Below are 14,653 nucleotides of genomic sequence, written 5' to 3'. Positions count from 1 at the left end.
GTCTGCGCGAATCCGTCTGCGCCACACAGCCTGCGTGAAACAGCCCTCTTCGCAGCTCAGAGCGCGAGCTTGAAGCCGACGTGGGAGGCCTCGAAGCCGAGCCGCTTGTAGAAGCGGTGGGCATCGGTGCGGGAGGCGTCGGAAGTGAGCTGGACCAACTGGCAGCCCTGGCGACGGGATTCCTCGATCGCCCACTCGATGAGCTGCGTACCGAGACCATTGCCGCGTTCCGCGGCGTGGATCCGGACCGCTTCGATGATGGAGCGCGTCGCTCCCTTCCGGGACAGTCCGGGAATCAGCGTGAGCTGGAGCGTGCCGATGACACGGCCCTCCCGGACCGCGACGACGTGGTGTTGGTTCGGGTCGGCACGCAGACGTTCCAGGGCGTCCAGGTACGGAGTCAGGTCGTCCGGTGATTCCCGCTGGGCGCCCAGTGGATCGTCGACCAGCATCGCGACGATGGCGGGCACGTCCGCGGCGACAGTTGCGCGTATTTCAAGATCTGCCATGAGCGCACCCTACGAGGCCGCGCCCACCGAGGACATCGGCTTCACGGGTGCGCCGGCCGACTCCACGACGCGGACGAGCGGTGCCAGTTCCGGGTTCTCGGCGGCGGCGTCGAGCGCCTCGCGCAGGGCGGCGTCGTTGGTGGGCCGTGCCTGGGCCAGCAGCTTCAGGCCCGCCTCGCTGACGTTCGTGTAAATGCCACGGCGGTCGGTCGGGCAGAGGTAGCGGGCGAGCAGCCCTCGGTCCTCGAGCCGGGTGACCAGCCGCGTGGTGGCGCTCTGGCTCAGCACGACCGCGTCCGCCACCTGCTTCATCTGCAGATGACCGCCTTCACCGTCGTGCTGCCGGCTGAGCACGTCGAGCAGGGAGTACTCGCGCACGCTGAGCCCATGGCGGGCCTGTAGGGCCCGCTCGATGTGCGCCTCGATCCTCCCGTGCAACAGGGAGAGGGCGCACCACCCCTGAGCGAGCGCGGTGAGCGCGGGGTCCGTGGCTGTCATGGCGTTTCCTCCGTCCCGGAGCGGCTGACACCAGGGTAGAGCACGAGCGCAATAGACCGCTGTTGCGCATAGCCAGCGTCTGCAACTATTGTGAACGCACGCAAAGCGCTCCTGCAATCTTCTGGAAGGTGCAACCCCACCATGCCTCTCGCGCTTCTGGCCCTCGCGATCGGGGCCTTCGGAATCGGGACGACCGAGTTCGTCATCATGGGCGTCCTGCCCGAGGTCGCCGGAGACTTCGGCGTGTCCATTCCCACCGCCGGACTACTGGTCACCGGCTACGCGCTCGGCGTGGTGATCGGAGCGCCGATCATGACCGCGCTGGGCACGAAGGTGTCCCGCAAGCGGATGCTGATGGCCCTGATGGGGCTCTTCGTCCTCGGGAACCTGCTCTCCGCCGTGGCTCCGGTCTTCGGGCTGATGCTCGTCGGCCGGGTGGTCGCCTCGCTGGCCCACGGTGCCTTCTTCGGCATCGGGTCGGTGGTCGCCGCCGAACTCGTCGCGCCCGAGAAGAAGGCCGGCGCGATCGCGATGATGTTCAGCGGGCTCACGATCGCCAACGTCGTCGGCGTTCCGCTGGGCACGCTGATCGGGCAGTCCGCCGGCTGGCGGGTCACGTTCGCGGGCGTCGCCGTGCTCGGACTGGTCGGGCTGCTGGGTATCGCCAAGCTGGTTCCCGAGATGCCGAAGCCCGAGGGCGTACACCTGCGCCATGAACTGGCCGCCTTCAAGAACGTGCAGGTACTGCTCGCCATGGCGATGACCGTGCTCGGCTTCGGCGGCGTCTTCGCCGCGATCACCTACATCGCGCCGATGATGACGAACGTGGCGGGCTTCGCCGACGGTTCCGTCACCTGGCTGCTGGTCCTCTTCGGCCTCGGCATGGTCGGCGGCAACCTCGTCGGCGGCAGGTTCGCCGACCGTGCGCTGATGCCGATGCTGTACGTGTCCCTGGGCGGTCTCGCCGTTGTGCTCGCCCTGTTCACCGTCACCGCGCACAACAAGGTCCTCGCGGCCGTCACGATCGCTCTCATCGGCGCTCTCGGCTTCGCGACCGTGCCGCCCCTCCAGAAGCGCGTCCTCGACCAGGCGCACGGCGCCCCGACCCTGGCTTCGGCGGTGAACATCGGCGCCTTCAACCTCGGCAACGCCCTGTCCGCCTGGCTCGGCGGCATGGTGATCGCGGCCGGCCTCGGCTACACCGCGCCCAACTGGGTCGGTGCGGGGCTCGCCGCCGGCGCACTCGTCCTGGCCGTCCTTTCGGCGGCTCTGGAGCGCCGCGCCGTCGTCGCAGGCACGGTCATCGCCGAGGGGACCCCGGCGGACCAGCGGACCGTCGTCCACTCCTGACGGTCGCCGGGCAGGCCTGGGACCAGGGCCTCCCCAGGCCCGGGCCGTCCTTGGGCCAGGGCCGGCCACGGTCAGGTTCGTCCCCGGGCCGTCGCGAACCCGTACTTCTCAGCGCCCCAACGCCTCCGCAAGGCCCCGAGCACCCCACAAGACCCTGAAGAGAACACCCGCACAAGGAGAGACCCCCATGAGCACCGCCAGCACCACCACCCGCGCCGCTGTCGCCCCCCTGACCATCGAGGACGCGGAGAACCTCGTCACCGCGGCCCTGCGTGCCGCCGAGGCCGCCGGGGTGCGGGTCAGCGTCACCGTCCTCGACGCCGGTGGGCACCTGCTCGCCTTCCGACGCGACGACCAGGCTGTGCTGATCTCGGGCGAGACCAGCACCCGCAAGGCCTACACGGCCCTTCAGCTGGACTCGGCCACGGCCGACCTGGTCGACGCCGTGCAGCCGGGCGGCCTCTTCCACACGCTGCCGACCGCGCTCGACCGCCCCCTGCTGTTCATCGCGGGCGGTGTGCCCGTCCACCGTGACGGCCGCCTGATCGGCGCGATCGGCGTCGGCGGGGGCATGCCCGAGCAGGACCACGGCTTCGCCGTCACCGCGGTCGAGTCCCTCGTCTGACCCCAGGCCGCCGCTGCGGCCGCAGGACCCACAACAGACCAGAAGTGCCGGTCCCCCGCCCATGCTCCGGGGGCCCGGCACTTCTGTAGTGACGTCCGGGACGGGGAGAGATCTAGCCGGCGGCCACCGTGAGGGGTGCGAACCGGCGCTTCCAGTCGCCCGGCAGCTCGGGGATCCCGTACGTCATCACCGAGTTGAACGACAGGGAGGCGAGTCCGCGCTCCTTCAGCCAGGCCAGCAGTTCCTCGTGCCGCACGTCGACGTCCGTGCGCAGCGGACCGGCGACGTGCGCGGCGAGGGAGGCGACGAGGGCCTTCGCCGTCTCGGTGTCCCTGGCGATCAGCGGTCCGACGACATGGTTGTCGATGTTGGGCCATGCGGACGCGTACCCGATGATCCGGCCGCTCTCCTCGGCCACGCGCAACTGGTCGGCGAATGCCGGCAGTCGGGTGATCATGTGCGTCCGGTCGGCCCCGAAGACCTCGTCGTCCAGCCGGAGGATCGCGGGCAGGTCCTCCGCCGTCGCCGGGCGCGTGAAAACCTCGGCCTCGGGGTCGTCGCCGGGACGAAACACCCCGCGGACCATCTCCGCCCGGCCGGTGACCTTGAAGCCCAGCTCCTCGTAGAGCGGACGTCCGTGCGCCGTGGCGTGCAGGGTCAGCGGCGTGGGGCCCATCTCCGCGATGGCGTGCCGCATCAGTCGGCGGCCCACGCCTTGGCGGGAGTGCCGCTCGGCGACCAGGACCATGCCGACAGCACCCAGTTCGGGTCGCTGTGCCGGGCCATAGGTGGTCACCACGCACGCGGCGACGAGGCCCCCGGCGGGGTCGTCGATCCCGAACCCCGTGCCGGCCGCGAGCAGCAGGCCCCACTTGTGCTCCTCGGGGGGCCAGCCGCGGTCCTCGGACAGGCCGACGCAGGCGGAGAGATCGCGAAGCGTCAGACGGCGAACGGGCAGAGCGGAGAGCGGTGAGGTCGACACACGGGTCACGCTGCCCGACACGGCCCCTCGTCGTCCACCGCTTTCCCGGCGGCCCCGCCGCATTCCGCCATGCCGTGGACGCCCGCACGCCGATGGACGTTTCACGTGAAACCTCGCCGTAAGCCGTAAGGGGAGCGCGCTCGGCTCGATGGCGGGGATGGAGATCGCGAACCGTCTCTGTGAAGACTTCGAGGCGAATGCGGAGGGGCGTCCGGGCGGTCCGGCAACTCGCTCCGGGGCGGAGCGGAATCTGTGTCGGTCACCTGCCAATTGGCCCATCGTGCACCGCAATTGAGGCAATTGGTGGGACGGGTCCCCTTCATTCGCGGAGAGCGAAGAGAGGACTTGTGTCGGGGGCTACTGCCGGTATGGTCGACTCCGGTTCGCGTCCCCGGGATGTGTACGCCTCACGGTGGAACGAACGCAGGCCAAAGCAGCGTAACGGGATGGAGAGATCGAAGACCCCTATTTTCCGTTATGCGGTCGGGCATCGACCGGGAGTGGGATGCTGCGGTGAGAGCGCTGCGGCCAATGTCACATTCTCGCCTTACTTGTCCGTGCGGAGCGGGGATGCGGGTTCAATCTGGCCGCATTGGGTCAACAGGACTGAACCGGCACAGAGAACAAGCCGTCTGCGGGGGAAAGCAGGCATCTTCCGATCGTGAGGATGCGCAGACCGACCGAAAGATGTTCGAGGCGAGGCAGAACATGGACGCTCCGACCACCACGTCGGCCGACAACGGCACTTCAGGCGGCAACGGCGGGGGCGGCTGGTTCACACCACGCAAGGAGCCCGAGGCTCCCAGCGGGGACCAGGCGCCGTCGGACGGTCGCCGACTCGCCGCGATGCGGCCGATGGGCCGCTCCACCGCTGGGCCCGTGCCCGAGGACCAGAAACAGCCCGCCGGCGCCGAGCCCACACCCCCCGGGCGGCACGATCCGACGCACACACTCCCCGAGCAGACCACCCCCGCGCAGGCGGCCCCTGACCAGGAAACCTCCGAGCAGGAACGAATATCCACAGGCGAATCGGCCGCTCGGAACGGCGCGACTCCGGCATTCCGCGAGGCGGCCTCCGCGGCCACCGGGCTCAACGGGACACCGCGCCGCACACTCGGCCCGCACGAGTCGGCGCTGTCCGGGATGCGTCCTGCCCCGTCCGCACAGCCGAAAGCGGCGGCCTCGCAGCCCGCTGCCGCCCGCCGGCCGTCCGCCGACGCCGTACTGATCCGCCGGACCATGGCGGAAGTCGGCCCGGTCGCCGACAAGGTCACCTCCTACTTCTACGCGCTGCTCTTCGTGCGTCACCCGGAACTGCGCCCGCTCTTCCCCGCCGCGATGGACACCCAGCGGGACCGCCTGCTCAAGGCGCTGCTGACCGCGGCCGAGCACATCGACAACACCGAGGTCCTCGTCGCCTACCTCCAGAACCTCGGTCGCGGGCACCGCAAGTACGGAACCAGGCCCGAGCACTACCCGGCGGTCGGCGAGTGCCTCATCGGTTCCCTTAGCCACTACGCCTCGGCGGTGTGGGACCCGGAGACGGAGGCGGCCTGGGTGCGCGCCTACACGACGATCTCCCAGGTCATGATCGACGCGGCGGCCACCGACGAGTTGCGGGCCCCTGCCTGGTGGTTCGCCGAGGTGGTGTCCCACGACCTGAGGACGCCGGACGTGGCCGTCATCACCGTGCGGCCCGACCAGCCGTACCCGTTCCTCGCCGGCCAGTACACGAGCGTGGAGACCCCCTGGTGGCCGCGGGTCTGGCGGCACTACTCCTTCGCGTCGGCACCCCGCTCCGACGGGCTGCTGACGTTCCACGTGAAGGCCGTTCCGGCGGGCTGGGTCTCGAACGCCCTCGTGCACCGTGCCCGGCCCGGCGATGTCATCAGGCTCGGCCCTCCGTCCGGCTCGATGACCGTCGACCACACCACCGACAGCGGCCTGCTGTGCCTCGGCGGCGGCACCGGCATCGCCCCCATCAAGGCCCTGGTCGAGGATGTCGCCGAACACGGACACCGCCGCCCGGTCGAGGTCTTCTACGGGGCACGCACCGACCACGACCTGTACGACATCGACACCATGCTGCGGTTGCAGCAGAGCCACCCCTGGCTCGCGGTACGCCCGGTCATCGACCGGCAGGCGCACCTCCAGCTTCCGGACGTGGTCCGCGAATACGGGCCGTGGAACGAGTACGACGCCTATGTGTCGGGGCCGCCCGGCATGATCCGCAGCGGGGTCGACGCGCTCAGGGACATCGGCATCCCGTCCGACCGGATTCGCCACGACTCGGTGGAGGAACTCGTCGCGGCGGTGGGCGACTGACCGCGGGCGCCCAGCGGCGCGCCCGGAACGGACGCGGCCACGCCGGTCACCCGGCCACGCCGGTCATCCGGCCACGCCGGTCACCCGGCGACGCCGGTGTCGTCGGTCAGCCCAGGTCGGGGGCGTGCAGGGCGAGAACGCCCTCGATGTTCCCGTCGAGGTAGTGCCGCAGTGACAGCGGCACGAGGTGGACCGAGGCGATGCCGACGCGGGTGAACGGGACCCTGACGATCTCGTACTCGCCGCACGGCTCGTCCACTTCCGGCCCGTGCCGCAGGGACGGGTCCATGGACTCCAGGCGGCAGACGAAGAAGTGCTGGACCTTCACGCCGGTCGCGCCGCCGTCGTCGCCGATGTGCTCGACGGTGTCCACGAAGCAGGGGACCACGTCGACGACCTTGGCGCCGAGTTCCTCGTGCACCTCGCGGTGGAGCGCTTCCACGACCGTCGTGTCCTCCGGTTCGACCCCGCCGCCCGGAGTGAGCCAGTAGGGATCGACGCCGGGCTTGGTGCGCTTGATCAAGATCAGGTCGTCACCATCGAGCAGGACGGCACGGGCGGTGCGCTTGACCACGGGTCGGACGGTCATGGGAGGAATGTGGCCCGGCTGGTTCCACGTGAAACATCACGACGGCGCCATTTCCCGCGAAACCTCCGGAAGCCCTGGCAGCGGCCCTGCGCGGGGCCGGACCGTCAGGCCCAGTCGGCGGCGGCCCGCAGCAGCCACTCGTGCGCCCGGGCGATGTGGGGCATCGCCAGCGTTCCCGTCCGGACGACGAGGAAGTACGTCCGCAGCGGCGGCACCGCCGGATCGAGAAGCGCCACGACGTCGCCGCGCGCGATCGCCGCGGAGCAGAGGTACCTGGGCAGGACGGCGAGGCCGGCACCCGCGGCGGCGCAGGCGAGGACGGCCCGTAGATCGGGCACGACGACCGTGCCGGAGGAGGCCGGACGGCAGTCGAAGACCGAGGCCCAGTAGCGGGCGACGAGCGGCAGCGACTCGTGGACCTCCACGACCGGCAGGCCCTCCAGCGCGTGCGCGCCCTTGCGGCGGAGCTTGCCGGGCCCGATCTGGGCGGCCCAGCGCGGGGCGGCGACCAGCACATGCTCTTCGTCGCAGAGCGCAGTCGCGGTGAGGAGCGCGCCGCGCGGACGGGCCGTCGTGATGGCCAGATCATGATGTCCGGCGCCGAGGCCTTCCAGCGTCTCCTCGGCGGTGCCGAAGGAGGCGCGCAGCGCGAAGCCCTGACCGTCCTCCCCGGTCAGCTCCGTGAGGGCGGGCAGGGCGCGCTCGGCGGTGAACTCCGGGGGCCCGGCGAGATGCAGGGTGCGGACATGGGAGTCCTCGTCCAGGCCGGTCTCGGTGATCTCCACGAGCGCGTCGAGATGCGGGGCCGCCTTGTGGGCCAGTTCGTCGCCGATGGTCGTGGGCGTCACCCCGCGGGCCTGGCGCAGGAACAGCGGGCGTCCCAGCTGCCGCTCCAGCGTGCGGATCTGCGAGGTCACGGCGGGCTGGGAGAGACCGAGCAGCGCGGCGGCACGAGTGAAGGAACCGGCCCGGTGCACCGTCACGAACGTGCGCAGCAAGGCCAAGTCCATCGGGCCCCTCCCCTCCCAGCACCCCCGCGCGAGCCCCAACTATAAATAAGTCGATAGGTCTCTGTCGCTACGGTGATTGGACACTGACACAGAGTCAACTAGCCTTGTTCGCGCGGTTCTTCGCGCGCGGAACCGGGACGGTCCGAGCCACGAGGGGGGAGGCTCGGACCGTCCGTTGTACGTAGCGGGCGTACTGATCCCGCCGTCATGCTCCCCTTACCGCGCGGCCGCGTCCAGCGCCCGCAGCACATCCGCCACCAGGTCCTCGGGGTCCTCCGCGCCCGCCGAGAAACGGATGAACCCTTCCGGGACGGCGTCCCCGCCCCAGCGTCCGCGCCGCTCGGCCGTGGACCGCACCCCGCCGAAGCTGGTGGCGTCGTCCACCAGGGTCAGGGCGTCGAGGAAACGGTCGGCGTGCTCGCGCGTGGGCAGCGTGAACGAGACCACGCAGCCGAACCGGCGCATCTGCTGCGAAGCGATCTTGTACGAGGGGTCGTCGGGCAGGCCCGGGTAGCGCAGCCCGGTCACCTCCGGCCGCTCCAGCAGCGCCTCGGCGAGCACGCGGGCGTTGGCGGTCTGCCGGTCGGCGCGCAGTTGCAGCGTGGCGAGCGAACGGTGGGCCAGCCAGGCCTCCATCGGGCCGGGAATGGCGCCGACCACCTTGCGCCAGCGTCGGACGGGAGCCATCAGAGCGGCGTCGCGGCCGGTGACGTAGCCGAGCAGGATGTCGCCGTGGCCGGTGAGCATCTTGGTGCCGCTGGCCACGGAGAAGTCGGCGCCCAGCTCCAGCGGGCGCTGCCCGAGCGGGGTGGCCAGCGTGTTGTCGACCGCCACCAAAGTGCCCTGCGCGTGGGCCGCCTCGACGAGGCGCCGCAGGTCGCACACGTCGAGCCCGGGGTTCGAGGGCGTCTCGATCCACAGCAGCTTCGCACCCTCGAGCACATCGAGCTGGGCGTCGCCGGCGGTGGGGGCGGTGCGCACCTCGACGCCGAACGCGGTGAGCTGCTCGCGCACCAGGGGCAGCACCTGATAGCCGTCGTCGGGCAGCACGACGACGTCGCCGGCCCGGACGTGGGAGAACAGGACGGCGGAGATGGCGGCCATGCCGGACGGGAAGGCGAGCGTCTCGACACCGTCCTGTCCCGGTGCCTCCAGCTCGCCGATGGCGCGCTCCAGGAGTGTCCACGTCGGGTTCTCGTCCCGGCCGTAGGTGTACGGGCCGGTCGGCTCACCGGCGAGATGGAAGTGGGCGGCGAAGACCGGGCCGGGCAGCGTGGGCTCGTACTTCACGGGCTCGGGCAGCCCCGCACGCACCGCGCGGGTGCCGTCACCGCGCTGCGCCGTGCCCTCGCTCCGCCCCGCCGGGCCCGCGTCCGCACCGGTTCCCGTGACGAAATCCCCAGACGTCATGCCGCTCGTCCCTCCACTTGCTCTCGTACAGCGGCGAGCAGTCCTGGGCTCGCCGCCTCCACCATCTCAAGACACGCGTCGAAGCCGTCCATATGTCCGTAGTACGGATCGGGGACGTCCAGGTCGTCGCCCGCCGCGGGGTCGTAGGACCGCAGCAGCCGGACCTTCTCCGCGTCCCGCGCGGTGAGTGCCAGCCGGCGCAGGGTCCTGAAATGGCCGGCGTCGAGCGCGATGACGAGGTCGAGGCGGGAGAACCACGAGGCCTGGAACTTCCGGGCCTCGTGGCCGCTTTCGTAGCCGTTGGCCTCCAGCACGGCCACGGTGCGCTCGTCGGCGCCGTCCCCCTCGTGCCAGCCGTCCGTGCCCGCGCTGTCGACCTCGACCAGTCCGCCGAGCCCGGCGTCCGCGACGTGGGCGCGGAAGACGGACTCGGCCATCGGGGACCGGCAGATGTTGCCGGTGCAGACGAAACAGACGCGATAGGACATGGGCGGGCTCTCTTTCAGTCGTCGTCGCCGTCGGGCAGGACGACGTTCAGCGCCCAGGACACGATGGAGATGATCAGACCGCCCAGAACGGCGGTCCAGAAGCCCTCCACGTGGAAGCTCAGGTCGAGCTTGTCGGCGAGCCACGAGGTGAGCAGCAGCATCAGCGCGTTCACCACCAGGGTGATCAGGCCCAGCGTGAGGATGAACAGCGGGAAGGTCAGGACCTTCACCACCGGCTTGACCAGGAAGTTCACCAGGCCGAAGACCAGCGCCACGAGCAGCAGTGTGCCGATCTTCTTGCCCGTGCTGTCGCCCGTGAGAGTGATCTTGTCGAGCAGCCACACGGCGACGGCCAGGGCTCCCGCGTTGGCGATCGTCTTGACTACGAAATTCTTCATGTGTCTGATCGTGGCAGACGAGATCGACAAGCACCCAGCGGCTGTGGACAACCCCGGGCGCGCGAGAGCGGACGAGGACGATGAAGGCATTCCGGCTGGACGAACTGGAGGCGGAACGCGCCGCCAACGACGGGGCCTACCTGCAGTTCCTGCGCGAGCGGAACATGTCGGTCGGCCTGTACGCCCTCGACGCCGGAGAGCACGACCCCCAGAACCCGCACGGCCAGGACGAGGTCTACTTCGTGGTGAGCGGTCGCGCGTCGATCACGGTGGGCCTGGAGACCACCCAGGTGGCGCGCGGCAGTGTCGTCTACGTGCCCGCCGGTGTGGCCCACAAGTTCCACCACATCACCGAGGATCTCCGGGTCCTGGTGGTGTTCTCTCCCCCCGAGAGCTGACCTCGCGTCTCAGGGTTCCCTAGGGGGACGGTCAGGGGAGGACAAGGGGTGCGAGAGCCCCGTGCGGCCCCTTGGCGACCTAGCATCGAACGCAGGACATCAGAGAACCCGGAATCGGCATCCCGGTGTCGGGGCCACGGGCGAGAAGAGGTAAGGAAAAGGCGATGCGAGAGATCTTCGACGGTATGCCGTGGTGGGTGAAGTGGATCGCGGTGCCGGTCATCGCCCTGGTGGTGTTCGGGGGCCTGATAGCGAGCGTCGTCGGCTTCGTCATCGGCCTGCTCTTCAAGCTGCTCGTCTTCGTCGCGCTGGTCGGTGGTCTGATCTACATCGTGCGGAAGTTCACGTCGAGTTCCTCCTCGCGCAGCGACTGGTGAGGCCCGAGAGGGTGAGCGATCGGTAACGGGGCGGAGGGAAAGGGAACCCAAGGTTCCCTCGGGCGGGGGAAGTTTCCGGCGAGGACGGCTGTGAGCGGCGGCCGACGGTTAAAGTCCGGAATTCGACGCGGGGGTCGATCCCCGCGGGCAGCGCACAGCCCCCTCCCGTGTTCCCCCGCACGGGCGGTCCTCCTCGCGCTTCGGGAGTGCCTCTTGGCCACGGTTGACACCGCACCCGCCCCATCCGTCGCTCCACCCTTCCAGCGATCGCGCGAATCCGCGGTGGCCCGGCTCCCTCCGGTACAGCCGCGCACGTCTCCCGGGGACACGCCCCCGCCTTCCCCGGCGCCGAACCCGCCGAGCGGGGCGGGCCCGTCGAACGCGCCGGGCGCCCCGGCCTCGTCGGTCTCCTCGGTCCCGCCGGGAGAGCAGGCGCCCCCGCACCCCACCACGCTGATCGGCTCGGTGCAGCGGGCCATGCGGCTGCTGGAGGCCGTCGCCTCACGCGACCAGGGCGCGCCCGCCAAACAGCTCGCCCGGGAGGCCGGACTGGCGCTGCCGACCGCGTACCACCTGCTGCGCACCCTCGTCCACGAGGGCTATCTGCGCCGCGACAAGGGGCTCTTCTTCCTGGGGGACGCCGCCGAACGCCTGAGCAGCAGCGCCGCCCAGCAGAAACGTCGCAGCACGGTGAGCGAGATGCTTGGGCGGTGGTGCGAGGCGATCGGCGCGCCCGTCTACTACGCGATCTACCGCGAGGGTGAGATCGAGGTCGTGTGCGTCGCCGACACCCCCGTGACCCCCGCGGTCGAGGAGTGGGCCGACTTCCGGGAGACCGGCCACGCGCACGCGATCGGGCAGTGCCTGCTGTCCCAGCTCGACGAGAAGTCCCGGCGCGACCACCTCGCCCGCTACCCCGTGCGCTCCCTCACGCCGTACACGGTGCGTGACGACGGCCGGCTGCTGCGGCGGCTGGAAAGGACCGCCCGCATGGAACCGGTGATCGAGCGGCAGGAGTACGCGCTCGGTGCCGTCTGTGCCGCGATCCCCATCACGGTGGGCAGTACTGCCGGGTCGATCGGCCTGTCCCTGCCGGCCCATCAGGCCGAGCGGCTGCTCCCCGCGACACGGAAGTTGCAGAGTGAAATCGGCCTGGCCCTGGGGTCACTCGGCATCTCTATCAGTATCTGAAAACTCACTCCTTGTGATCTGTCGTGCACGTTGAGCAAGATTTCAGCTATGGCCGGGGGATGATTCCTGGCCAGGTGACGGCAAACGACGGGGTAGGCGATGCGCGAGTCGGTGCAGGCAGAGGTCATGATGAGTTTCCTCGTGTCCGAGGAGCTCTCTTTCCGCATTCCGGTGGAACTGCGCTACGAGACCTGCGATCCGTACGCCGTGCGGCTGACCTTCCATCTGCCCGGCGATGCGCCGGTGACCTGGGCGTTCGGGCGGGAGCTGCTGATCGACGGAGTGGGCAGGCCGTGCGGTGACGGTGACGTGCACATCGCGCCGGCCGACCCGGAGGCGTTCGGTGACGTGCTGATCCGGCTTCAGGTCGGCTCCGACCACGCCCTGTTCCGGTCGGGAGCCGCACCGCTCGTCGCGTTCCTCGACCGTACGGACAAGCTGGTGCCGCTCGGCCAGGAGCGGTCGCTCGACGGATTCGACACCTACCTGGACGACGCGCTCGACCGGATCCTCGCCGAGGAGCAGAGCGCGGGCTGAAGCCTCGTCACTCCCTGGGCGGTGTAACGCTTCCTCGGCAGGTGCGCCCCGCCGCGCATGGCTGCGGGCGCGCCCGCTGCGGGACCCGGCCCTCGCGCCCGTCGGACGGCTCAGCGCATACGGCACCGGCCCGTCGGAGGGCCCGGTGACGACCGCGCCGGCGGCTCAGTGCTTACGGCGTCGGCCCTTCCCGGTTCTGGAGGGCACCCGGGCTCCCGCGGGCTCCAGCGGGGCGGCCGGGGTTCCCGCACGGTCCGCCGCGACCACCAGAGCCGCCAGCGCGGTCGTCACCGGCACGGCGGCGACCAGGCCGATCGATCCGACCAGGGTGCGCACGATCTCCTCGGCGACCAACTCGCTGTTGGCGACCGTGCCCACGCTGCTCTGCGCGATCGAGAAGAGCAGCAGCAGCGGCAGCGCGGCGCCCGCGTAGGCCAGGACGAGCGTGTTGACCACGGACGCGATGTGGTCGCGGCCGATCCGGATGCCCGCGCGGTACAGGCCCCGCCAGCCCATCGACGGGTTGGCCTCGTGCAGTTCCCAGACCGCGGACGTCTGCGTCACCGTCACGTCGTCGAGGACGCCGAGCGAGCCGATGATGACTCCGGCCAGCAGCAGGCCGCTCATGTCGATGGACGGGTACAAGCCGTGGATCAGGCCGGTGTTGTCGTCCGTGTTGCCGGTCAGCACGGCCCAGTCGATGAAGACCGAGCCCAGGATGCCGATCAGCAGCAGGGAGAGCAGGGTGCCGACCACGGCCACGGATGTCCGGGCCGACAGGCCATGGCACATGTAGAGCGCGATCAGCATGATCGCGCTGGACCCCACGACCGCCACGATCAAGGGGTTCGACCCTTGCAGGATCGCGGGCAGGATGAAGAAGTTCAGGATCATGAAGCTGATGGCCAGGGCGATCAGCGCCATCACACCGCGCATCCGGCCCACCACCACGACGACCAGGGCGAACAGGGCCGCGAGAAGCGTCAGCGGCAGCCTGCGGTTCGCGTCCGCCACGGAGTACTGGAGTTCCCTGGGCGCGGAGGGCTCGTACGCGACGATGACCTTCTCGCCCTGGTGCAACTGCCGTGACTGGTCCGGCTGGACGATCTCCGTGAACGTACGGCCCTTGTCCTTGCCGGTGTCGATCCGGATGGTGGCGCGCTTGCACTCCCCGGTCGCCTGTTGCTGGGCGGAGGAGCCCTCGGCTGTGGAGGTGTCGCCCGTCGGCGTCTCCCCCGAGGCGTTGACGGACTTGCAGTCCACCTCGACGATCTTGGTGACCGTCGCGTTCTGCGTCTGCCGGTCGAAGCCGACACCGGTGCGCTCGTGAGCCGGAGCGCCACCGGGCCACAGCACGACGAGTCCCACGGCGACCGCGGCGGCGAAGGGGATCAGTACGGCGGCGATGACCTTGCGCAGATGCTTCGAGACGGGCGCCACCGGGCCGTGGCTGTGACTGTGCGAGTGCCCGTGCCCACCGCCGGGTCCCTGCCCGTGCCCGTCGCCTCCGCCCGGACCCTGCCCGTGCCCGTGTCCTCCGCCCGGTCCGTGTCCCTGTCCTTCGTCCGGACTGTGTCCGCCGCCCTGCCCGTGACCGCCAACCTGCCCGTGACCGTCGCCCGGACCGTGCCCGTGCCCACCGCGGTAGCCCGGCCCGTGTCCCGCGCCCGGCTCCTGACCGCGGCTCCTGCCCGGATCGTCTCCGGGGCTTGCACCTGAGCCGTGCTCGTGACCGGCGCCTGATCCCGGTCCATCGTCCCAAGCTTGGCCGTAGCCCTCACCGGAGCCGTAGCCGGCGCCGGGCCCGGGTCCGTTGCCGGGCCCCCGTCCGCGGCCGTCGTCGAAGCCCGGGCGGCGCGGTGGCTCGGACGGGGGGAACGAGGGCTGCCGGTTCGTCGTCACCGACCGATCATCGCAAGAACGGCAAGGGCCCCCTGTTCACCGCGCCAGATATGACGCTAGCGTG

16 protein-coding genes are annotated in these 14,653 nt (G+C 70.4%); 7 read left to right on the top strand and 9 right to left on the bottom strand.

What is annotated here, in order from left to right:
• Positions 1-56: 56 nt before the first annotated feature.
• Positions 57-509 (bottom strand): GNAT family N-acetyltransferase, encoded by a 453-nt coding sequence (locus tag AB0912_RS01290; protein WP_366695437.1) that lies wholly within the window; start codon positions 507-509, stop codon positions 57-59.
• Positions 510-518: 9 nt separating this feature from the next.
• A complete protein-coding gene (locus AB0912_RS01285) occupies positions 519-1,007 on the bottom strand; it encodes a MarR family transcriptional regulator (protein WP_366695435.1) in 489 nt (162 codons plus the stop codon).
• A gap of 141 nt (positions 1,008-1,148) precedes the next feature.
• Here AB0912_RS01285 and AB0912_RS01280 point away from each other — a divergent pair, with 141 nt between their 5' ends.
• Both AB0912_RS01280 and AB0912_RS01275 read left to right on the top strand, forming a co-directional pair.
• Positions 1,149-2,357, top strand: a complete 1,209-nt coding sequence (locus AB0912_RS01280; RefSeq protein WP_366695433.1) for an MFS transporter — start codon at positions 1,149-1,151, stop codon at positions 2,355-2,357.
• A 187-nt stretch (positions 2,358-2,544) separates the two neighbouring features.
• Positions 2,545-2,982 (top strand): heme-binding protein, encoded by a 438-nt coding sequence (locus AB0912_RS01275; protein WP_366695431.1) that lies wholly within the window; start codon positions 2,545-2,547, stop codon positions 2,980-2,982.
• Positions 2,983-3,094: 112 nt separating this feature from the next.
• Here AB0912_RS01275 and AB0912_RS01270 read toward each other — a convergent pair whose 3' ends face one another.
• Complete coding sequence (locus AB0912_RS01270) at positions 3,095-3,964, bottom strand: GNAT family N-acetyltransferase (RefSeq protein ID WP_366695429.1); 870 nt, start codon at positions 3,962-3,964, stop codon at positions 3,095-3,097.
• A 708-nt stretch (positions 3,965-4,672) separates the two neighbouring features.
• On the opposite strand from AB0912_RS01270, the gene AB0912_RS01265 reads away from it, so the two are divergent.
• Positions 4,673-6,289, top strand: a complete 1,617-nt coding sequence (locus AB0912_RS01265) for a globin domain-containing protein (RefSeq protein WP_366695427.1) — start codon at positions 4,673-4,675, stop codon at positions 6,287-6,289.
• Between the two features lie 106 nt (positions 6,290-6,395).
• Here AB0912_RS01265 and AB0912_RS01260 read toward each other — a convergent pair whose 3' ends face one another.
• From AB0912_RS01260 to AB0912_RS01240, 5 genes are all read right to left on the bottom strand, one after another.
• A complete protein-coding gene (locus AB0912_RS01260; protein WP_366695425.1) occupies positions 6,396-6,878 on the bottom strand; it encodes an NUDIX hydrolase in 483 nt (160 codons plus the stop codon).
• A 104-nt stretch (positions 6,879-6,982) separates the two neighbouring features.
• Positions 6,983-7,888, bottom strand: coding sequence for a LysR family transcriptional regulator (locus tag AB0912_RS01255; RefSeq protein WP_366695423.1), 906 nt, complete (start codon positions 7,886-7,888; stop codon positions 6,983-6,985).
• A 216-nt stretch (positions 7,889-8,104) separates the two neighbouring features.
• A complete protein-coding gene (locus AB0912_RS01250) occupies positions 8,105-9,298 on the bottom strand; it encodes a cystathionine gamma-lyase (protein ID WP_366695421.1) in 1,194 nt (397 codons plus the stop codon).
• Positions 9,295-9,786 (bottom strand): low molecular weight protein-tyrosine-phosphatase, encoded by a 492-nt coding sequence (locus AB0912_RS01245; protein ID WP_366695420.1) that lies wholly within the window; start codon positions 9,784-9,786, stop codon positions 9,295-9,297. The genes AB0912_RS01250 and AB0912_RS01245 overlap by 4 nt, the downstream gene beginning before the upstream one ends.
• 14 nt (positions 9,787-9,800) lie before the next feature.
• Positions 9,801-10,184 (bottom strand): phage holin family protein, encoded by a 384-nt coding sequence (locus AB0912_RS01240; RefSeq protein ID WP_366695418.1) that lies wholly within the window; start codon positions 10,182-10,184, stop codon positions 9,801-9,803.
• An 80-nt stretch (positions 10,185-10,264) separates the two neighbouring features.
• On the opposite strand from AB0912_RS01240, the gene AB0912_RS01235 reads away from it, so the two are divergent.
• The 4 genes from AB0912_RS01235 (at position 10,265) to AB0912_RS01220 (ending at position 12,687) form a co-directional block, all read left to right on the top strand.
• Positions 10,265-10,582 (top strand): cupin domain-containing protein, encoded by a 318-nt coding sequence (locus tag AB0912_RS01235; protein WP_366695416.1) that lies wholly within the window; start codon positions 10,265-10,267, stop codon positions 10,580-10,582.
• A gap of 164 nt (positions 10,583-10,746) precedes the next feature.
• Complete coding sequence (locus AB0912_RS01230; RefSeq protein WP_366695415.1) at positions 10,747-10,959, top strand: DUF5326 family protein; 213 nt, start codon at positions 10,747-10,749, stop codon at positions 10,957-10,959.
• Between the two features lie 453 nt (positions 10,960-11,412).
• Positions 11,413-12,150 carry a helix-turn-helix domain-containing protein gene (locus AB0912_RS01225; protein WP_366695710.1) on the top strand — a complete coding sequence of 246 codons (738 nt, stop codon included), beginning with the start codon at positions 11,413-11,415 and terminating at the stop codon, positions 12,148-12,150.
• 99 nt (positions 12,151-12,249) lie between these two features.
• Positions 12,250-12,687, top strand: coding sequence for an SsgA family sporulation/cell division regulator (locus AB0912_RS01220; protein ID WP_366695413.1), 438 nt, complete (start codon positions 12,250-12,252; stop codon positions 12,685-12,687).
• A 165-nt stretch (positions 12,688-12,852) separates the two neighbouring features.
• Here the strand turns inward: AB0912_RS01220 and AB0912_RS01215 are convergent, their stop codons facing one another.
• Positions 12,853-14,589 (bottom strand): YibE/F family protein, encoded by a 1,737-nt coding sequence (locus tag AB0912_RS01215; RefSeq protein WP_366695411.1) that lies wholly within the window; start codon positions 14,587-14,589, stop codon positions 12,853-12,855.
• Positions 14,590-14,653 lie beyond the last annotated feature (64 nt).

The organism is Streptomyces sp. NPDC007084, assembly GCF_040703595.1.
Classification (GTDB): Bacteria; Actinomycetota; Actinomycetes; order Streptomycetales; family Streptomycetaceae; genus Streptomyces.
The sequence above is the reverse complement of the archived record's forward strand: the minus strand, read 5'-3'. Positions and strand labels throughout refer to the sequence as shown.